16 protein-coding genes are annotated in these 20,259 nt (G+C 65.0%); 4 read left to right on the forward strand and 12 right to left on the reverse strand.

Translation table 11 applies throughout. From position 1 onward, the window contains the following. Positions 1–31: 31 nt before the first annotated feature. From C9424_RS16690 to C9424_RS16700, 3 genes are all read right to left on the reverse strand, one after another. Positions 32–376 (reverse strand): carboxymuconolactone decarboxylase family protein, encoded by a 345-nt coding sequence (locus tag C9424_RS16690; RefSeq protein WP_116768017.1) that lies wholly within the window; start codon positions 374–376, stop codon positions 32–34. Positions 377–925: 549 nt separating this feature from the next. Continuing rightward, positions 926–1,237 carry an LLM class flavin-dependent oxidoreductase gene (locus C9424_RS22150; RefSeq protein WP_116768018.1) on the reverse strand — a complete coding sequence of 104 codons (312 nt, stop codon included), beginning with the start codon at positions 1,235–1,237 and terminating at the stop codon, positions 926–928. Between the two features lie 297 nt (positions 1,238–1,534). Beyond that, complete coding sequence (locus C9424_RS16700; protein WP_116768080.1) at positions 1,535–2,536, reverse strand: PLP-dependent cysteine synthase family protein; 1,002 nt, start codon at positions 2,534–2,536, stop codon at positions 1,535–1,537. A gap of 535 nt (positions 2,537–3,071) precedes the next feature. Between C9424_RS16700 and C9424_RS16705 the strand changes: the two genes are divergently transcribed. The 4 genes from C9424_RS16705 (at position 3,072) to C9424_RS16730 (ending at position 9,841) form a co-directional block, all read left to right on the forward strand. Then, positions 3,072–4,400, forward strand: a complete 1,329-nt coding sequence (locus C9424_RS16705) for an NtaA/DmoA family FMN-dependent monooxygenase (RefSeq protein ID WP_116768019.1) — start codon at positions 3,072–3,074, stop codon at positions 4,398–4,400. Positions 4,401–4,402: 2 nt separating this feature from the next. After that, a complete protein-coding gene (locus C9424_RS16710; RefSeq protein ID WP_116768020.1) occupies positions 4,403–5,998 on the forward strand; it encodes an aromatic amino acid ammonia-lyase in 1,596 nt (531 codons plus the stop codon). 1,774 nt (positions 5,999–7,772) lie between these two features. After that, the gene (locus tag C9424_RS16725; RefSeq protein WP_237563519.1) at positions 7,773–8,774 is read left to right on the forward strand and encodes an ATP-grasp domain-containing protein; all 1,002 of its coding nucleotides are present in this window, start codon (positions 7,773–7,775) and stop codon (positions 8,772–8,774) included. Positions 8,775–8,824: 50 nt separating this feature from the next. Continuing rightward, a complete protein-coding gene (locus C9424_RS16730; protein WP_202615908.1) occupies positions 8,825–9,841 on the forward strand; it encodes an acyl-CoA dehydrogenase family protein in 1,017 nt (338 codons plus the stop codon). A 74-nt stretch (positions 9,842–9,915) separates the two neighbouring features. On the opposite strand, the gene C9424_RS16735 is transcribed toward C9424_RS16730, so the two are convergent. Genes C9424_RS16735 through C9424_RS16775 form a run of 9 tightly spaced genes read right to left on the reverse strand, consistent with a single transcriptional unit; the run spans position 9,916 to position 20,225 of the window. Then, a complete protein-coding gene (locus C9424_RS16735; protein WP_116768023.1) occupies positions 9,916–11,199 on the reverse strand; it encodes an NtaA/DmoA family FMN-dependent monooxygenase in 1,284 nt (427 codons plus the stop codon). After that, on the reverse strand, positions 11,192–12,049 hold the full coding sequence (locus tag C9424_RS16740; RefSeq protein WP_116768024.1) for a hypothetical protein: 858 nt from the start codon (positions 12,047–12,049) through the stop codon (positions 11,192–11,194). Before C9424_RS16740 ends, C9424_RS16735 begins: the two co-directional genes overlap by 8 nt. Further along, positions 12,046–13,755, reverse strand: a complete 1,710-nt coding sequence (locus tag C9424_RS16745) for a dipeptide ABC transporter ATP-binding protein (protein ID WP_116768025.1) — start codon at positions 13,753–13,755, stop codon at positions 12,046–12,048. The genes C9424_RS16740 and C9424_RS16745 overlap by 4 nt, the downstream gene beginning before the upstream one ends. Further along, positions 13,752–14,648: an ABC transporter permease gene (locus tag C9424_RS16750; protein ID WP_116768026.1), complete on the reverse strand. Its 897-nt coding sequence runs from the start codon at positions 14,646–14,648 to the stop codon at positions 13,752–13,754. Before C9424_RS16750 ends, C9424_RS16745 begins: the two co-directional genes overlap by 4 nt. A 7-nt stretch (positions 14,649–14,655) precedes the next feature. Beyond that, positions 14,656–15,615 carry an ABC transporter permease gene (locus tag C9424_RS16755; protein ID WP_116768027.1) on the reverse strand — a complete coding sequence of 320 codons (960 nt, stop codon included), beginning with the start codon at positions 15,613–15,615 and terminating at the stop codon, positions 14,656–14,658. 5 nt (positions 15,616–15,620) lie between these two features. Then, on the reverse strand, positions 15,621–17,015 hold the full coding sequence (locus tag C9424_RS16760; RefSeq protein WP_116768028.1) for an NtaA/DmoA family FMN-dependent monooxygenase: 1,395 nt from the start codon (positions 17,013–17,015) through the stop codon (positions 15,621–15,623). Next, a complete protein-coding gene (locus tag C9424_RS16765; protein ID WP_116768029.1) occupies positions 17,012–18,103 on the reverse strand; it encodes an LLM class flavin-dependent oxidoreductase in 1,092 nt (363 codons plus the stop codon). Before C9424_RS16765 ends, C9424_RS16760 begins: the two co-directional genes overlap by 4 nt. Continuing rightward, the gene (locus C9424_RS16770) at positions 18,100–19,116 is read right to left on the reverse strand and encodes an aldo/keto reductase (protein WP_116768030.1); all 1,017 of its coding nucleotides are present in this window, start codon (positions 19,114–19,116) and stop codon (positions 18,100–18,102) included. Before C9424_RS16770 ends, C9424_RS16765 begins: the two co-directional genes overlap by 4 nt. Before the next feature lie 59 nt (positions 19,117–19,175). After that, positions 19,176–20,225, reverse strand: a complete 1,050-nt coding sequence (locus C9424_RS16775; protein WP_116768031.1) for an aldo/keto reductase — start codon at positions 20,223–20,225, stop codon at positions 19,176–19,178. Between the last annotated feature and the right edge of the window lie 34 nt (positions 20,226–20,259).

Raw genomic sequence — 20,259 nt, forward strand, 5'->3', positions numbered from 1 at the left:
GCTGTATGGGGCACACGGCCTGGACTTTGGCTCAATGCTCGTGCGCCGCGCCGCTGAGCTTGAACGCGAGCCGTCCGTGCGCGAAGCCGCCGCCCGCACGGATTGCCGTCGCGACCCATGCCGTCTCGGCCAGTTCCACATCGGAGGCGCCTGCCTTCAGCGCCTTTTGGCTATGGGCATCGATGCAATACACACATTGCGTCGAGATCCCGACGGCCAGAGCGATTAGCTCACGGTATTTGATGGGGATCTCACGACCTGCTTCCTGGAACACGGCCTCATCAAATGCCGCGAACTTCTCCAGAATGTCGGGGGTGTTCTTCTTGTAGACCCTGGTGAAGCTCTTGTCTTTTTCACGGTCAAAAAATTCGCTCATGACCAGTAATACTTGCACCTGGCCGAACCTGAAGACTCGCCCTATGACCCGGCATTACCTTTCGAGTAGAACCATCAAGAAAGATAAAGATTATGAAGGTGCGGGAGGCAGATCCGGAAGGGTTTGGATATTGCTGGTTGACTGCTCCGGGAGGAAGGCCACGATCTCCATAACCGCCGCACCCTGCTCACAGGCCACCCTGCGCCTGCCCCGGAACGCATCGGACGCCCCCCAATTCTTAAGAAAATTAACGTAATTGAGGAGAGGTACATAAAGCGCATTGCCAGTTCTCAGATGAAGGCCAAAGCTTTTCCCATGTCACCATCAGTCAACGCAGGAATTCAATGGCCTCTAGGACTTTCCTCCAAGAGAAATCAGGTCACGCTCATTGAATTACCCGAAGCCGGTGAGGATTACCATGTCCATTAGAGTCACGGAACGGACCGAATCCGGCCACCACGATCCTTGAAACGCACATCAGAATCCAGGGCAACAAGATGAACGCGGTTGAGAATTTTCCGCTGCTGTTCGGCGGCGTCTGCGAGGGGTTCACCGAAGGCGCAAAGATATCCGCCGCGGCGGCCCCGACGTCCCAAGCCGTCTCGGATGAACCGCCCAAGGAGACCCCGGGCGACGTGCCGCCGAACGGCAGCAACCTGGATGAGAAGTCCTGGAATGATGGAACTCCCCCGTTCCAGTCGAACGGATCACCACCTTCGAGGCGCGACAGACAATTTGGATGTACTCCTCGGTCCGCCGGTAGCGTTCGTCTTTGGCCAGATAGTCTCCCTCGCAGGCCTGATCTGCCTGGCTGCCGTCGGTGATCAAATGCACCGTCAGGCGCCCCTGTGAGAAATTCAATGAGCAAAGTGTGCTCCTTGGCTTAGGGTGATCCTGAGGCGGCTTGTGTGGCGCTTGTTAGCGCCGGAGGATTCGTTGGGCCAGCCAGGTGCCGGCCAGCTGAAGAACCTGGACCCTGAAGATGAGCACGAAGGCATAGCCAAGGATGAGCGGGGACAGCGACTCGGGGATCACGCCGGACCAGAGGATATGCAGCCGGCCGGTGTCTCGGCACTCGTGACTCGTTACTCGTTACTCAGCCGGAATGGCCGGCGCGGCCTGAAGGCGCTACCGAATATTCTTGATTTTTAGGCGAGGTCACAAAGTAATGCCGTTCTGTTCCAGCCAGGGACGGTTGAACGCTTTGCTCAGGTAGTTGGTTCCAGCGTCCGGTGCGATGGCGACGATAGTGGATCCTGCGGGGGCAGACCGTGCTGCTTCCAGCGCCGCCGCCACAGCCAAGCCGGAGGACGGGCCCAGAATGAGCCCCTCTTCTTCGGCAAGGCGATGCACCGTTGAATAGACCCCGTCATTGGATATGCGCACGAAGTGATCCACGACCTCTGGATCGAAAGCAGCCGGCCAGTCTGGGCGGCCCCAGGTATTGCCGACACCGTCAACCAGGATCTCCCCGGGTTCTCCCCCGCTGTAGACGGAGCCAGCGGGGTCGGCCCCGATCACATTCACTGATCCGCGGCTTCGGTCCTTCAGAAACCGCCCCGTTCCGCTGATCGTTCCTCCAGTTCCGATACTGGCCACAAGGTGGGTGACTGCTCCTGATGTCTGCCTCCAGATTTCCGGACCCGTTGAGGCGTAGTGTGCTCGGGGATTTGCCGGATTGTCGAATTGCTGTGGCCGCCATGAGTCGGGGATGTCCGCCGCCAGCCGGGCCGCAACGTTTCGGGCGTTGTCGGGAGATTCGACGGGAGCAGTCCAGTCGGTCAAAACTACTTCTGCGTTGAAGCCTCGGAGGAGGGCGAGTTTTTCTTGGGATGTTGTGTCCCCGGCAACCACGATGACGGGGTGTCCGGTCAGGGCCCCGATAAGTGCCAGCCCGATGCCGGTGTTCCCGGAGGAGCTTTCGACAATGGTGGCGCCTGGTTTGAGAGCCCCTGTCCGCTCGGCTTCACGCACCATGCTCAGGGCCGTTCGGTCTTTTACCGATCCTCCTGGGTTCGCGGATTCGAGTTTTACGTAGACGTCGGACCGCAGGCCTTTTGTCAGCGACTCCAAGCGGACCAGTGGCGTATTCCCAACCAGCTCTATCGTCGACCTTGCATGGACTTTCGTGGGCGATTCCGCAGGACTCAATATGGCCAATTCGGACCTCTTCTCGTAGTTCGGATCCCGGATTTTTTGACGTTCGGACGACACGAAACTGGGCTGGAGCAAGCTGCAAGCAGATGTGGTTGCCTCCGGCCGGGATCAGTAGCTGGGGGCCCGGTTTCCACCAACCTTGGATTCGGCTCCGGACCGTTGGGGAGCTAATCGGATGTAAACCTGACCCTAGATGACCCGGCTCCCGGAGGGAACGCTTGGATTCATGCAGAGTAACTGGGATACACATCGAGTCATTCCGGGTCTCTGAAGCCCCGGGTATCCTCCCCCAACCGTCCCCGCGGGTCCTCCGGATCGCGGGATTCACCGGCTGAGAGGTCAACATCAGGAGGCCGCAGTTCCCGCGCAGTACCCATTTGGTTCGGATCCGGACCGGGACCCCGGCGACGTGGAACTCCAGCCAGCTGGTTATGTGGCCACAGTCGCCGGCGCCCAGTCGCGTTCATTCGAACAAGATGCCCCGAGAACCTAATGACGCAATACGAACTACCGTAACGTCCGATGAAATCAGACCATCATGAGCGGATCAGAGCCGAGTACAGTCAAGCCCATGCTTCATTTCGGATGGTTTCTAGGCCACGGTTTCGGCGTGCAGGGCTGGGGCACGCCCGGCTACAGCTTGGGCTATGACTGGAAGAAACCGGCGCTGTACCAGGAAGCTGTACGGGCCTTTGAGCGTTCAGGCTTGGACCTGTTCATCATCGAGGACTCCCTCACCGTCCCGGATACCTATGGCGGCACCGCGCAGGTATCGCTCGCCCACGCCTCCTTTGCGCCAAAGCACGATCCCTTAGCCCTGGTCCCTTATTTGCTCTCCGCCACCGAGCACCTGGGGATCGTGCCAACTGTGAGCGCCTCCTTCTATCCGCCCTTCACCGCGGCACGGCTGCTCGCTACCTTGCAGCACTTCTCGAACGGCCAGCTCGGCTGGAACGTGGTGACTTCCGGAAGCGACCTCGCGGCCCAGAACTACGGTCTGGACCAGCAGATCAAACACGATCTCCGGTACGAGAAGGCCGAGGAATTCGTCGACGTCGTCAGGCGGCTCTGGCGTAGCTGGGAACCGGACGCGATTCTTGAGGATGCCGACGCCGGCGTCTTTGCCGACCACAACAAGGTCCACCCGATCAACCACAGCGGGGAATTCTTCAAGGTCCGAGGACCGCTCAACACCGCGCCCTTGCCGGAGGAACCCGTCCTGGTCCAGGCAGGCGCTTCTCCGCGCGGTAAGGCATTCGCCGGGGGCAACGCCGACGTCGCAATCGCCCTCGCCCGCGGTGCGGACGGCATGAAGGCTTACCGCGATTCGATCCGTGCGGAGGCAGCTAAGGCCGGCCGCGACCCCGACGACGTCAAGGTCCTGTTCGTCCTCAAGCCCACCGTGGTGGGGTCCAAGGCAGAAGCCGAAGAATTGCGTGCCCAGCGCCGCGAACTGACACAGCGCGATATCGACAGCCAACTGAACTCCATCTCCTACCTCTCGGTGATCGACTTCAAGCAGTTCGACCTCGACGCACCCCTGCCGGCACTGAGCACCAACAGCAACCAGGGCACCCTCGAGCACTTCGCCAAGGCGGCCCCGCCAGGATCCACGCTCCGCGAAATCCTGCAGGCCCGCAGCGGTGGTGCGGGCGATAGCATCATCGGCACCACCGAGGAAATCGCCGACTATCTCGAAGAAACCGGTGAAGCTGTGGGTGGCGACGGCTTCCTCTTTTCCGGTTTCGTGGACCCGGTCACCGTGCACAGTGTGTTGGACAAGCTCACCCCGGAACTCCGGCGCCGCGGCCTGTTGAGGAAGAGTTATGGCGACGGGGGTTTCCGCCAAAACCTCCTGGACTTCTGACCATGGCCGCGGGGCCGCACACACTACTGATCGACAGGGCTCACGTCCACGTCCGGCAGGTAGCCGACGCCGCCGTCGATCCCTCGGTCAGGGTAGTCCTGAGCGGGGAATCACTGGAACTGGTCGGGCGCTCACGGGAAGTGCTGGAACGCGCGGCAGCTTCCGGGGAGCGCGTCTACGGGCTCAACACGTTGCTGGGTTCCGGCCGCGACACGGCGGTGGAGGACGAGTCTATCCTCGCCTATCAGGTCCAGGTGGTCCGCTATCACGACAGCGGAGTGGGCGAGTTCCTCGATCGCGCCAACGTCCGGGCGCTCATCCTCACCCGCCTCATCGGCTTCAGCCGCGGCGGCTCCGGCGTCCGTCAGGAAACAGCCCGTTTCTATGCCGAACTGCTCAACCGCGATGTTGCCCCGGCCGTCCCGCGCGAAGGCTCGGTGGGGTCATCGGACCTGACCCAGCTTGCCGCCGTCGCGGCCGTTGCAATCGGTGAAGGGCAGGCACTCGGCGCGAACGGAGCCTTGATCCCCGGCGCACAAGCCCTCGCCGACGCCGGGCTGGAGCCACTGCGGCTTGGACCCGGGGAAGCCCTCGCGCTCGTCAGCGCCAATGCCTACTCGATCGGCACCGGTGCCCTGACGCTCAGGCGCCTGAACCGGCTAGCCGAACTAGCCGACGTCGCACTCTCCTTATCGCTCGAAGCGACCGCGCGGTACGACGGCGGCGGGAACCTGAGCCCGTTTTCTCCCGTCATCCAGGCGGCCAAGGCCGTGGACGGCCAACGCGCATCGGCGGCAGCGGTTCGACGACTGCTCCACGGCGGATGGCTGGAGGACGTCCGTCCCGAGGTATCCGTGCAGGATCCCCTCTCCTTCCGCGCCGCACCCCAGACACACGGGGCGTTCCGGGCCGTCGCGGAACAGCTGGAGGCCGCGCTGGACGTGGAGCTCAACGGCCGCGGCGACAATCCGCTAAGCGACGTGGAATCCGGGCGAATGGTATCGGGCGGGAACTTCCAGCCCATGCAGCTCGCCCTCGCTTTCGAGTCCGCCCGGCTTGCCCTGGCGCACGTGGGTATCTCAAGCGAACGGCGGATTGCCAAGCTCTACCCGCCCCAGCGCGCCATCCGGCAACGCCACCTTAACCAGGCACGCGACAACCAAGCGCACGACGGCGGCGGGTTCGGCGGCCCCCAAACGCTGGCATCAGAGGAGCTACCAGGCCTGTTATGGTACTCCGCCGCCAGCCTCTTGGCAGAGTTAAGAGTGCTGGCCGCCCCGGCGACGCTCGGGGCACCCACGTTGTCTGCCGACGTCGAGGACCACTCAACTCTCGCCCCCCTAGCGCTGCAGCAATTGGAACGTTCCGTGGATGCCGCCATGAAACTGCTGACCATCGAGGCGCTGACCGCCGCGTACCTGCTCCAGGAAGCTGAAACGGATGATGAAGCTGCGGGGAGGCGACTCGGGAAGGGGACGGGCGCCGTCGTCAGGCACCTCGGGCCCTTGCTGACTAGACGGCTTCCGGCGTCGGCACTTGTAAAAGACGCGTGGCGCGCCCTGGAAACAGCAATCGACGGGTTAGAAGGGGAATCGTGAGCAACATGACCGGAAGATACGTCCGCAAGGGGGAGGCGGGACTAAACACACAGAAGAATCGTTTTGGTTTGAGGTCTCGGGCCGACTAGCAGCAGCCGCGCGCACAATATGTGGTTGGGCTTCTTCAGCTCCCGCATCGTGTCCGACACAGCCGTTGCCGGGCCGGCCCCGGGATCTTTACGTTCGGCGAACCGCAGATGTCCTGAAGTCCTGAGGCGATGTCGTCAGAGATTCTGCGGAGAACTTCGTTGTTATCCTCAAGCTGGCATGAGCGGTCCAGCACGGAGATCGCGATTCTCTTTGCTTCGGCCCTGACCGTCGCCGTGGCCAGATCGGTGCGCGACTGCTTCGGTCGGGCTTGGCAATCCAGCGCTTCGAACTCGTGACCGAAGCCCGAAATCCTTCGCAATCTGCGCCGGCGCCGCTCTCGCATGCGGGCCACACCGATAACGTCCCGGCGGAATTCCGCCCCGTAAGCCGTGGGCATTCGTCTAATCGGTCGGACGCAACACCGCCGTGCAGAGCCTTTCCCGGCAGCCAGGGGTCTCGCAAGGTCGGTGCACGGGCTGACGCGAACTATCTTGGGCCATACTGCCGGTTCTCCGCTAATCCTGGGCCCTGGCTTGAGACCATGGCTGAGTGGGTTCATTGGTTGGGATCGAAGAGCTGCGACGCTTGGAGGTCCCCCGCCACCGCCCCTGGTAATGGAAGGAGCTTTCGTACGTCGTGGAGCCCCGGCCATGCCTTCCAGACCCCGAGGTCATTCGCAACCGCCACGACGAGGCCTCTGCGCTGCTGGTCATCCTCACCGGACGGGTGTAACTCCCAGCACAGCTCGTTCACGACAGCCAACTGGCGAATGTGCGCACGCATCCCCTCGTGGGCCCAGGCGTTCTTCACCGTCCTGGACATGGCTGAGCCGGCATCATCCCACCAGCTGCGTGCTAAGGCGTCACTCCACGCGCTTGAACGTGGAGGCCATCCGCGCGCTACGGCGAAGTACTGTATCAAAGTCCACGCCGCGTATCTCTGTATTTCCGACACATCTCCGGATCTGTGCCTTGCCGCGGCAATGACACGATGCGTGTACTCGTTCATGAGGCCCTCCAACGGCGTGGCTCGGGCGTGAATTCCTGGAATTACCGAGAGTTCAATAGCTTAATGATGACCCAAATCCTAGACAACATTCCGTTGTTAATGGCTGGGGCGTTCTGTCGGTGAAAACGCGTAATCTCCGTGTCGCAGGCGAGGGAAACTACACGGCGGTTCATCTATGTTTTTCGTCCAGCGGGTGAAGGTGTTTATCGTTCGTAAAACGTGTCCAACTCCGTCACCTGTTGCCTGAGGTAGGCGAGCATGACATCGCCGGTCTGTCCCTTGCGCTGCTAGCCTGTACCGACAGGATCCAGGTTCAGGGCCTGCGCGAGTTTGCACTGGTAGGCGGAGGACCGGACGCCGCCACCGGTAAGTGAAGCAGGGTTTCGATGCCGGTCGGCCGGCAGAGCCTCAGATGGAATTCCATGTCGGATTCGATCCGCTCCGCCAGCGACGCCTGATCACGAAAATTGTCATGATGATGGCGCCACGTTGAGCAAAATGAGGTGAGATGACGGGTCAGGGTCCTTGGGTGACCGACGTTGACGAACCGAGTCACCCGATTGGAAGCAGCTTCCTTCTACCCATAGGCTCCCTGACACCACCACCTTTTTTAATCAGCACTGTGGGCCACTCGCCATTGGAGATGATGACCCCGTCACGGGAGAGGCAAGAAAACGTGAACAGACCGCGGATTCACATCCTGCATGAGAACGACGATTGGCTGCCACCGTTCCACGCAGCCCTGGAGGCTGCCGGCCTCCCTTACGTAAACTGGTCCCTGGCCGGGGGGTCCATAGACCTTGCCGCAGAGCCCCCGGAAGGTGTGTTCTGGTCGCGCCTCAGCGCCTCGGCGCACACCCGGGGCCACGTTTATGCCAAGGAATACGCGCGGGCGCTGTTCCGGTGGCTTGAGGCCGCCGGGCGCCGTGTGGTTAACGGAAGCAACGTGGTGGAATTCGAGGTCAGCAAGGCCGCGCAGTACGCCGCCTTAGCCGCAGCAGGCTTTGACGTGCCCCACACCATTTTCGTCGTGGGTTCCGACGGCCTGAAGTCACGTGCCCGGGAACTCCCGGCTCCGTTCATCACCAAACACAACCAGGGCGGTAAAGGTCTGGGCGTGCGCCGGTTCGACTCGTACGAGGAGTTTGACACGTACGTCGAGGGTCCCGACTTCGAGGAGCCGACCGACGGAATCACCCTCCTGCAGGAATATGTCCAGAGCGCCGCGCCTTTCATCACCCGCGCGGAGTTCGTTGGCGGGCAGTTCGTGTACGCAGTGCGCGTCGACACATCCGGCGGATCGTTTGAGCTCTGCCCGGCCGAAGCCTGCGCCGTCCCCGAACAAGCTTCCCGGCAGGGCCTCGCCCCGGCCACCTGTGACCTTCCGGCCTCCCCGACGGGTGCTGCCAGTGCTCCGCTGTTCATGAAGCGAAACGACATCACAGCCAGCCATCCACTAATTGTCCGGCTGCGCGACTTTCTCGCTGCCGAGGGCATCGAAGTTGCCGGTGTCGAATTCTTCGAAACAGTGGATGGCCGGCTGATCCCCTATGACATCAACACGAACACAAACTACAACCCGGACGTCGAATCAGCCACGTCCAACGCAGGCGCCACGTCGGTGGCTGAATTCCTGGGACGCGAACTGGCTTCCCGCTACACCGCTGTCTCAGCGTGAGCGTGGCGGGCGCGGACAATCCCGCCGACCTACACCCGTTGGTGGCCCGGGTGGCCAGGTTCGCCCAAACTACCCTGAAACCCAGGATGCTGCACACAGACAGCGAGGGTGTTCCGACCGCCATTATCAGCATGTTGGGAAGGGCGGGCGCCCTGAACCACCTTGCGTCACCGCGGTTCGGCGGGGCCGGCCTTGCCAAGGCGGAGGACCGCCGGGTACACGAGCACCTTGCGGCAGGTTGTCTGAACACCTGGCTGATCTGGGCCCAGCACGCCTCCATCGCTGCCCGGGTTGAAGCGGCTCTCGAAGGCGCCGATCCTGGTCATGATCTCATTGACGGGCTGCTGCGTGGTCGTGTCTTTGCGGGAGCCGCGCTCAGCGATGTACGGCACTATCCCGAGCGCTTCATCGCCGCTGACCGGGCAAAGGGCGGCTGGCAGTTCCGGGGTACCGTGTCGTGGGCCAGCGGCTGGGGCCTGAACGAGGTCCTCCTCATCGCCGGCGTCGATGCCGTGCGGGAACAGGTGGTCCTGGCGCTGGTTCCGATCAGCGAACGTTTCACGGCTTCTCCCCTGCACCTTGCCGCCCTGGGCGGAAGCAGGACCTTCAGGGTGGACCTCGACGGCGTGTTCGTGGAGGACTCGCTTGTCATCAGCATCGAACCCTTAGCGGCCTGGCAGTCAAAGGACGACCAGACCGCAGTTGACGCGAAACCTCATCTGTTTGGACTGGCGGCAGCAGTGCTGGAGGAGCTGCGGAACGAACCGCATGCGCTGGCCCGGGACGCCGCCGCAGCCTGGGCGCCCAGGGTCGAGGAGCTCCGTTCCCAGGCGTACGCCTTGGCGGACGCAGGGGACGCCTCCAATTTTTACGCGGAACGCCTCGGGGTACGGGTGCAGACCGGCGAAGCCCTAAGCACCATCTCGAAGGCGCTTCTGGTGGCGCGCGCCGGCCGGTCCCTGCAGCGGAACGACTCGGCCCAGTACTACCTGCGCTCTGCTCATTTCCTCCTGGTGCAGGCCCAGACCGATGCCGTGAGGGCCGCCCAGCTCGCTAGGCTGGGGTGAAAACCCTGCTACGACGGCTGATGTGCGTTCCTGGCCGGTCCAGCCGTGCCGGGGGCAGCTGCAGGCAACTGCGGTCAGCCCACCAGGCCCCGCGCCCTGCCGGCCCCGATCCCCTCGCGCAGCGTGGCGGCCCCGTATTCACGCTTGTGGATGCCTTTGCGCTGCAGTAGCGGCACTACCTGGTCCGCGAAGGTCTGCAGGCCGTCCGGGAACTGATCGATCATCAGGTTGAACCCGTCGGCGGCGAAGGAGCGAAACCACAGTTCCATGTCATCGGCGATCTGTTCAGGCGTGCCGATAATGATCCGTGAACCGTAGCCACCAAAGTCCCGCAGGATTTCACGGATGCTCTGGTGGCGGCGCTCCTGGATCCAGTCCAGGAAGGTCAGCCGGTAGCCGGTGGAGGTCGGGTGGGCGTCGGGGTCCCATGGCTTGTCGAGGATCTCGGCGGGGATGGGTTCGTCCAGGGCCAGAGTCGTCGCGTCGTGAGCGATCACGTTTCCCAGTGAACGCAGGGCATAGCTGTCCGGGACCTTGGATTCGAACTCGTCGAACCGGGCGCGCGCTTCCGCCACGGTGCTTCCGATCACCAGTGACAGCCCGGGGGTGATCCTGGGAAGGCTCCGGTGCCGCCCGGCAGCAGCGGCGCGTCGTTTGAGGTCCGTGTAGTTTTCGATGGCGCGGGGCAGGGTGAGTTCGACGGTGAACACGCCCTCCGCGTGCCGTGCGGCTAGGTCACGGCCCTGTTCGCTGCCGCCGGCCTGAAAGATTACCGGGCTGCCCTGGGCGGAAGGTTCGACCGTGGTGGTCCCCTCAAACTGGAAAAACTCACCGTTGTGGATGTACTGGCCGTCGGCTGCAGCAGCGGCCCAGACGGCCTTCACGGCATGGACGAACTCCCCTGCCCGGCGGTACCGTTCCTGCCGGTCCGGCGCTTCGGAAAGACCGAAATTCGCGGACACTGCCTTGTTGTAAGTGGTGACAACGTTCCAGCCGAGCCGTCCGCCGGAGATCGCATCAGCACTAAGAAGCCGCTCGGCCAGTTCCACGGGATTGTTGTACGTGGTGGAGGCTGATGCTATGACGCCAACGTGCTCCGTGGCGGCGGTGATCAGGGAGGCCAGGGTGATGGGTTCGAGCGGGTTCCCGGGGCGGGGGTTTGGGTTGTGCAGCACGGGCTGGTCGGCGAAGAACACTGCATCCAGCAGCCCGCGTTCTGCCGCGTGCGCTGAGGTTATCCAGTGAGCCGGCTCGACGAGCGCCGTGGGACTGGCGCCGCTGAACTGCCACGCTGCGGGCCGCTGGCCGAAGGCCTGGAGGTTGACGTTGAGGGTGAGGTGGTCGTTGCGGTCAGGCATGCTGAACTCCAAAGGCGAGGGGTTTGCTGGACAGGTCGTAGCTTCGCGGGGGCAGGCACAGCACAGCCCTGAGCGATGGCGCGGCGTCTACCCGCTCCGCCGTCGGAATTCCCGCCACTGCTTCGGCGAGCTCGTAGGCAGAATGGAGTGGGACGAGCTCGGCTGTTGCCTCGTCGTCGTGCGCGATGCCTGAGGCGACCAGCCCGGGCCGTTCGTCCTGCGCGGAAGCTGCCCAGCGGCCCAGAAGAGCGGGATCGTCGATTATCACCAGGTCCACCAGGCCGTGGGCGGCGTCGAGTTCCTCCGCGGTGGCCACATACCAGAGTGACACCGGCTCGCCTTGGATGCTGGTAGGTGAATCGAGGGCGCCGTAGACGGCAAAGTCCCTTCCCTGGTGGTCGATGGCGCGGATACCTTCGGTGTGCGCGTAAATGCCGGTGCCGCGGTCCGCTACCAGCGAGTGGATGGGCCAACTGTTCCATAGGGCCCGTATGACGCTGATCCGTTCCGCCGTGTGCCGGGGCGCCGAGCCCCGGCTGCGGAAGACCACTCCGCTCCTGCCACCGGTGAGGTGGTCCACTGACAGGAAACGTCGGGCGGCGTTGTAGGGGTGGTCCCCGGCCCCGTCCGAGACAGTCAGAACGGGCCATCGCGGTAGCCGGACGCTCAGCGCAGTTGCCAGGGCGGCCGGATCGTAGCGGAGGGGACGGCTCTCTTCCCCGAGCACCAGCCCGGCACCACTGTGGCCGGTGAACGCTGCCAGGGGACGGACGACGTCGGGGTCTCCGGCTGCGAGGCGCCCCGGGAGGTCACCCTGGAGGGCAAGGAGCTGGAAAGGTGAGGCGGTCATGCTGCGGAGCTCCTGACGTGGGTTCCCGGGATGGCCTGGAGCAGGGTCCGGGTGTAATTGTTCTGGGGGTCGTTCAGCACCTGGCCTGCGGGGCCGCTTTCGACCACGCGCCCGTTCTTCATGACCGTCACGTCGTCCGCAATCAGCCGCACTACGCCCAGGTCGTGCGTGACAAAGACATAACTCAGCCCGAGGTCTGCCTGCAGGTCCACCAGGAGTTGGAGGATCTGGGCCTGGACGGACACGTCCAGGGCACTCACCGCCTCATCAAGCACCAGGACTTTGGGGTTGAGCGCGAGAGCCCGGGCGATCGCCACGCGTTGCCGTTGCCCACCGGACAGCTGCGCTGGAAGCCTGTTCAGGTAGCTCTCGTCCAGCGAGACCGCTTCCAGCAGTTCGCTGACGCGCGCTGCCAGCTTTTCCCGGCTCTTTGTCACGTGGAAGGCGCGCAGCGGCTCGGAGATGGTCCGCCCCACCGTGTAGCGCGGATCAAGGGAGGTATACGGGTTTTGGAAGACAAACTGCAGGTCCCGCCGGAGCTCACGGAGCCGGGCGTGGCTTAGGCCGGTGATTTCCTGGTCGCCGAGAAGGACGCTGCCGCCGTCGGCTGTGGTAAAACCGGCCAGGATACCCGCGAGCGTGGATTTGCCGGCACCGGATTCGCCGACGATGGCGTGTGTGGTGCCGGTCCGGACGGTGAGGTCGACTCCTGCCAGCGCCTGGAACGAACTGTTGGCTCGGCCTTTGCGGACCGTGTAGGTCTTAGCCAGGGACGCCGCGCGAAGCACGGCCGGGGTGTCCCGGGATACGGGGTTTTCCTGTGACGGTGCCTCCACAGCCCCGGCTGTGGGCTGGAGGCGCCCATCGTGGCGGGCAGGCGCTGCGTCCAGCAGGCGGCGGGTGTAGTCGTTGCCGGGGGTGGCCAGGAGCTGGCGGACGGGTCCTTCCTCCACGACGCGGCCGCCCTGCATCACCAGGATCCGGTCCGAGCGGTCCAGGGCCACGCCCAGGTCATGCGTGACGAGCAGGATTCCGATCCCCAACTGTTCCCGCAAGCCCTCCAGGTGGTCCAGGATGACGCGCTGAACGGTGACATCAAGGGCACTGGTGGGTTCATCCGCAACGATGATCTGCGGTTTTCCCGCCAGGGCGATGGCGATCAGGGCGCGCTGCTTCATGCCGCCGCTGAGCTCGTGCGGGTATTGGTTGAAGACGCGCTCGGCATCCTTGAGGCCCGCCGTCCGCAGGCTCTCGAGTGCGGCCGCGCGGTGCCGGTCCCGGGCGGTGGGTTCGGGTTCGTTGAAGCGGACCGCCTCCACCACTTGCTGGCCGATCCTCTTGACCGGGTTCAGGGACGTGTTGGGGTCCTGCGGGATGAAGCCGACGTAGTTGCCGCGCACCCGGGCCAGGCGCTTCTCCGGCCAGCCGGTGACGTCTACCCCTGAATACGCGATGGAGCCGGAGCGGGTGCGCGCCGAGGGCGGCAGCAGACCGAGTGCGCCCTGGATGAGGGTGGTTTTGCCTGAGCCGGACTCGCCTACCAGCGTGACCACTTCGCCGGGATTGACCTCCACGCTGACGCGTTCGACGGCGGGGGTCCAGGTCCGCCGCGGGCCGCGGTAATCGATGGACAGGTCAGTGATCCGCAGCAGCGGCTCGGCTTCGGCCTGGCCGTGGACGGTCGATTCGGTGATGGTGGCGCTCATTGGCGCTGATCCTTCCTGAGGGAGGTACTGATCCGGTGGGTGGCGATCACCACGAGGGCTAGGGCGATGCCTGGCAGGATGGAGATCCAGGGGTGCACGGCCAGGTAGTCGCGGCCTTCGGCCACCAGCAGCCCCCATTCGGGTTCGGGCGGCGGGGCGCCGTATCCGAGGAAGCCGAGGGAGGCCACTGCGAGGATGGAGGTGCCCACCTCCAGGGCGGCCAGGGCGAGGACTGAGTTCAGGGCGTTGGGCACCACATGCCGGAGCACCACGGCAAATCGCCCCACACCGAGCCCGTAGGCGGCACGGACGTAGTCGCGGGTCACCACGCTGATCACTTCCGAGCGCATCACGCGGGCGAAGGACGCGATGGACGAGATACCCACTGCGATGGCGATGTTGCGGGTGGAGTAGCCGAGGACGGAGACGATGACCATAGCCAGCAGCAGGCTGGGGATGGAGAGGAAAACATCGATCACGCGCATGAAGGCCGTATCCACCCAGCGGCCGAAGTAGCCCGCAGCGAGGCCGACGAGTGAGCCGATGCCGAAGGCGATGAGCACCGCCACCAGGGTGGCCGTGAGGGTGGTGCCCGCGCCGTAGATGGACCGGGCCAGCAGGTCCCGGCCCAGCCGGTCCGTTCCGAACGGATGCTCTGGGCTGGGCGGGGCAAAACTCAGGGAGGAGTTCCCCTCGTAGGGGCTGTTGTTGGTGAACAGCCCTGGCGCGACGGCCCAGCCCAGGGCGACCAGGACCACGATCCAGGCCAGGACCAACACCGGCTGGCGTGTGAGGTCAGCCAGCCGGGAGCCAGTGGAGCGGGCCAGCGCGCCGGGGGTTGACACGTTGGCCACGGCGGCGGCGGTCTTGGGTCTGACGAGTTGGATGGTCATGGCTGCCTCACGCTGAACGGACGGGGTGGACGGTGAGGGTGGCCCTCAGCCGCGGGTCGAGCAGTGGGTAGATCAGGTCAACCACGAGGTTGATGAGCGCGAAGCTGGCCGCCACGAACACGATGATCCCCTGCACCAGGGGTACGTCCAGGGTGTTGATGGCCGACTGGGTGAGCCGACCAACCCCGGAGCGGGCGAAGACGGTTTCGGTGATCACGGCGCCGGCGATGAGGTTGCCGAAGGTGATCCCGGCGATGGTGAGGGCGGGAAGGCTTGCGTTGCGGAAGACGTCGCCGATGATGATCCCGCCCCGTGTGGCGCCTTTGGCGTAGCTGGTGGTGACATAGCCGGCCCGGAATTCCTCTGCAAAACTGCGGACCAGCAGCTGGGCGATGGGTCCCGAGACGGGGACGGCCAGGGTGATAACGGGGAGCACCAGGCTTTGCCAGCCCTGGTCACCGAACGCGGGGAACCAGCCAAGGGTGAAGGAGAACAGCTGCAGCAACAGGATGCCGAACATGAACACAGGGATGGAGACCGACGCCGACGGCAGCGACTCGACAAAGTTGCGGAGCCAGGGCCGGCGCGTCCCGGTAGCCAGCAGGGCGATCGCAAACCCGATCACCACGGCCAGGGCCAGGGAGCCGGCCGCTAGGACCAGCGTGTTCGGCAGGACCTCCAGGAGGGACTCGGAGACCTTACGCCCGGACCCCACCGAGTTTCCGAAGTTCCCGCTGGCCGCCTGCGTGAGCCTATTGAGGTACTGGACGAACACCGGCTGGTTGAAGCCGTATTGGGCGGCCACCTGGTCGCGCACCTCCTGCGGAATGGTGTTCAGTTCCGCAGGGTCGAACAGCAGGTCCACCGGGTTGGCCGGGAACACGAACAGCAGGATGAAAGTGATGGTGAACGCGGCCCAGACCACGAACAGTGCACGGCCGACTTTGGACAGGACGTATCCGAGCATCGTGGTTATCCCTCCTCTTCTTCAGCGGTTGGGTGGGCGGCAGCCCGCTGGTGGGCGGCAGCCCGCTGGTTGCCGGCGCGCTGGCGGTCAGCGCCGGGCACCAGCGGCGCGAGGCCGAGATTCTCCCGCAGTGTCGTGCCTGCATAGTCCTGCTGGAACAGGCCGCGTTCCTGCAGGAGGGGCACCACCTGGGCAGTGAAGCGTTCGAAGTCCACCGCGGTGTCGGCGGGCATGATGGTGAACCCGTCGGCTGCCCCGGCCCGGAACCAGTGCTCAAGGTCGTCAGCGATCTGTTCCGGGGTGCCGGCAAGGAGCCTGTGCCCGGCGCCGCCGGCTGAACGGGTGATCAGTTCCCTGACCGTGCGGGGACCGGCAGCGATGAGCGCGCGGGTGCTCCGGAAGAAACCGGCCGACGCCGGCGGGTGCGGTGCCGCGTCCAGGGATTCGATGGTGATCAGCGAGTCCGGGTCCAGACCGTCGGTGCCGAGGCCGAGCTGGATGGCCACCCCGGTAGCCGCGGCATGGACGTCTGTACTGTCCACGAGCTCGTCGATGCGGCGGCGCACGTCGTGGTCGCTGTCACCGACCAGCACAATCACGCCCAAGGAGGTGAGGATCTGACCGGGGTCCCGGCCAGCTTGGGCGGCACGGCGCTTGGTGTCAGCTCTGAAGGCCACCGCCTCGTCCAAGTCCTGTCCGGCAGTGAACACCACATCCGCCCAGTTCGCGGCGAGCTCCAGCCCGCCGGGTGATCCCCCTGCCTGTACCAGCACCGGACGGCGCTGCGGTGACGGCGGGACCGAGAGGGCACCGCTGACGCGGAAGAACTCCCCCACGTGCTCCAGTCGCCCGATCCGGGCGGGGTCCGCGAAGCGTCCACTGGCGGGGTCGCCGACGATGGCTCCGTCATCCCAGCCGTCCCAGAGGGAAAGGACGACGCCGGCGAACTCGTCCGCGCGGCGGTAGCGGTCTGCCTTCTCCGGCGCCGTCCCGTAACCAAAGGCGGCAGCGGCCTGGGGGGCGAAAGTGGTCACGATATTGAAGGCCGCGCGTCCGCCGGTGACGTGGTCCAGGGCCAGGTAGCGCCGGGCGAGGTTGTAGGGGCTGTTGTATGTGCTGCTGCTGGTCGCGATGGCGCCCAGGTGCTTTGTTCCTGCGAGCACATCCGCAAACAGGATGGTGGGTTCAAGTCCGGATTCCGGATGCTCGGCGATCGCGGTGCCAAGTCCTGGAGAGTCGCCCAGGAAGATTGCGTGGATTTTTGCCCCCTCGGCGATGCGGGCCAGTTCGCGGTACCGGCCGACGTCTACCCAGGCCAGCGGGTCCCGGCCGGGCAGGCGCCAGGCGCCCCGGAAGTGGCCGGGCGTCATCAGGGAAAGGTTGAGGTGGAAGGTATTCATCGGGTAGCCGCCCTCGCGTGCTCCAGGACCGGCGCCTGAGACTCACCGGCCGGCCGCCAGCCGAGGCGCGGTGCCACGTCGGTTGCTGTCGCCTCGAGTAGGCGCCGGTGCTCATAAAGTGACGGAACGGCCGGCGGGAAACTGACAAGAAGCTCGGTTGCTCCCGCAACGCCCGCGTCTGCTGCCAGTCCGTCGGCGATCTCGCTGGCCGGACCGAAGCGGGTGTGGTCCCGGACGAGGTACTCCTCCGGCGTGACGTCGTTGACGTCGGCCCTTCCCAGGGCCCCGAACCAGCTCTGCCAGCGGCGGGCGCCGTCCACCAGCTGGGACAGTGCCTGCTCTCGGCTCTGGTCCGGGTAGACGGCGCGTGAGACGAGCACCCGCGGTTCAACCCCGGGCGGCATGGCCGACCGGTAGGCGTGCACCAGAACAGCCTGGGCCTCGGCGCTCTGCTGTCGGTTCCAGTCCGTGGCCCGCGAGAGCTGCAGCCCGTCACCGGCCGCGCCGGCGGCCCGCACCTGGGTAAGGGCATACTCCGACGCGCTTGAGGTGGCCTGCCAGATCCTCCCGCGAAGCTCGGCTCCGGGCGGGTGCAGCACCTCCCCCAGGCTGTTGACTGCTTGGCCTTCGAGGACATCATGGAGGCGGTTGACGCTCTGTTCCCAAGCCTCGTGACGGCTCTCAAGGTTCCGGCCGAATGCCTCCCACGCGCCCGGAAATGGACCGGCACCGATGCCCAGTTCCAGCCGTCCGCCGGAAAGGACGTCGAGGGTGGCGGCGTCCTCGGCCACCTTGAGGGGATCCTCCAGGGGCAGCACCAGCACCCCGGTGCCCAGGCGGATGCGGCTGGTGTGCTGGGCGATGGCGGACAGGAGCAGCAAGGGGGACGCTACGTGCTCGTTGCCCTGGCGGAAATGGCGCTGAATGACCCAACCGGAGTCGTACCCCAGCTCCTCCGCCCACACGAACAGCTCAATGGCCTGCCGGTAGGATTCGGCCGGGCTGAGGTCGCTGTCCAGGTGGAGCAGGAACCCCAGCTTCTTTCCGGCAAGGACACCTGGCGTTGTGCCATCACCCAGCGCGCTCATTTGGTGCGCAGCCCGGTGCCGTGCACGCCGTGCGCGTCGATAATCTCCAGCTCCTCGTCGGTCAGCGCCGCAAAACCGGGAGCCTGGAGGTTGTGGTGCAGCTGCTCCACCGAACTGGCGCCGATGAGCGCGGTTGTGACCTCCGGGCGGCGCAGCACCCACTGCAGGGCCAGCTGCGCCAGGGACTGGCCACGTTCGCGCGCAAGATCGTTGAGGGCGCTGACCCGGGACCGGTATTCATCGGTGATGTCGTCCACGGACAGGAAATCGCTGTTCTCGGCGCGGGCACCCGCCGGCACGCCGCCGTCTAGGTACTTGTCCGTCAGCAAACCCTGCGCAAGCGGCGAGTAAGTGATGAGTCCGACGCCATCCGCAGCGGACTGCCCCAGGATGTCCTCAATCTCCAGGCGGCGGTCGAAGATGGAGTAGCGGGGCTGGTGCAGGACCAGCGGCACTCCGGCGTCCTTGAGCAGGACGGCTGCCTCGTGGGCCCGCTCCCTCGAGTAGTTGGAGATGCCCACATACAGCGCCTTTCCGGAGTGGACTGCACTGACCAGGGCGCCCACGGTTTCTTCGAGGGGCACGGCGAGGTCCGGGCTGTGCGAGTAGAACACGTCCACGTAGTCGACGCCGAGGTCCTTGAGGCTGTGGTCGAGGCTCTGCAGCAGGTTCTTGCGCGATCCGCCGCGATGGTACGGGCTGGCGCTGATGGGGTTGCCTGCCTTGGTGGAAACGACGATTTCCTCGCGCCAGGCACCGAGGTCCTCGCGTAGGAGGCGGCCGAAGGTTTTCTCCGCGGCGCGGGACGGCGGGCCGTAGCGATTGGCGATGTCGAAGTGAGTGATGCCGGCGTCGAAGGCTGCCAGCAGGATTTCACGCTGGGTCTCGTAGGGTGTGCGGTCGCCGAATTTCTGCCACAGGCCGAAGGAGAATTCGGGCAGGGTGAGGCCGCTGGTGCCGGCGCGGCGCCAGTTCAGGTTGCCGTGGCGGGTTTCGGAGGGCTGGTACGTCATGGGAGGTGCCTTTCTGGGATCTAGGAAATTGAAGGCCAATGGCGACAGTTCGGCCGGCGTTACCGGCTGCGGCGCAGGGCAGCGGGAGTCAGTTCGCGGGGGGTCCGGCCGTTGTCGCGCTCCAGGAACGTGGTTCCGGGAGCCACGGCACGGTCGATCTGGTCCAAGACCGCATCGCTGAGGATGGTCGCCGCGGACTTGAGGTAGGCGTCCAGGTGCTCGCGGGTGCGTGGGCCAATGATCACCGATGCGATGCCCGGGTGGTTAAGGGCGAAGGCCAGTGCGAGGTCCGGGACACTGATCCCGGCGGCGTCCGCAATCTGTCCCAGCTGCTCTGCAGCTGCGAACTTCAGGGCGTTCTCGGGCGCGCCGACGTCGAACCGGCCTTCCCAGACGCGGGCGGCCCGCACGGAGCCGGGCTGCGGATGGCCGGCCCGGTAGGCGCCGTTCAACCAGCCGGCCGCGAGGGGCCCGTAGCTCAAGACGCCCAGCCCGTACTTGCGGGCCACCGGCAGCGTGGTGCGTTCCACTAGCCGAATCAGCGCCGAGTACGGAACCTGTTCGGTCAGCGGCGGGGTGAGGTTGTGCCGTTGTGCGAGCAGTTGTGCCTCTACCACTTGGTCCGCGCTGAAGGTACTGGTGCCGTAGTAGCGGATTTTGCCCTGTCGGACGAGGTCGTCCAGGGCTGTGATGGTTTCGAGGAGGTCCGTGTGCGGATCGGGCCGGTGCGCCTGATAGAGGTCGATGTAGTCGGTGCCCAAGCGCCGCAGGCTGCCTTCAACGGCTTCAAAGATCCAGCGCCGCGAGTTGCCGGCGTGCAGCGGGTTCTCGCCGATCTGGCCGTGGAACTTGGTGGCTAGCACAATGTCGCTGCGCCGGCCGGCGATGGCCTCACCTACGATCTCCTCGCTGCGTCCCTGGTTGTAGGCGTCAGCAGTGTCGATCGTGTTGATGCCCGCGTCCAGGGCTGCGCGGATGATTTCCAGTGACTCGGGGCGTTCGGTGGGGCCGCCGAAGTTCATGGTGCCCAGCGTGAGCCGGCTTACCAGGACGCCGCTGCGGCCAAGGTAGCCGTAATCGGCCGTCCGCGGTGTGGATGCTTCAGTCATTTGTTCTCCTCAGGTTTTTGGTGGCTGCGGCAGG

Origin of the sequence: Arthrobacter sp. H-02-3 (assembly GCF_003097355.1) — a bacterium.
Classification (GTDB): domain Bacteria; phylum Actinomycetota; class Actinomycetes; order Actinomycetales; family Micrococcaceae; genus Arthrobacter; species Arthrobacter humicola.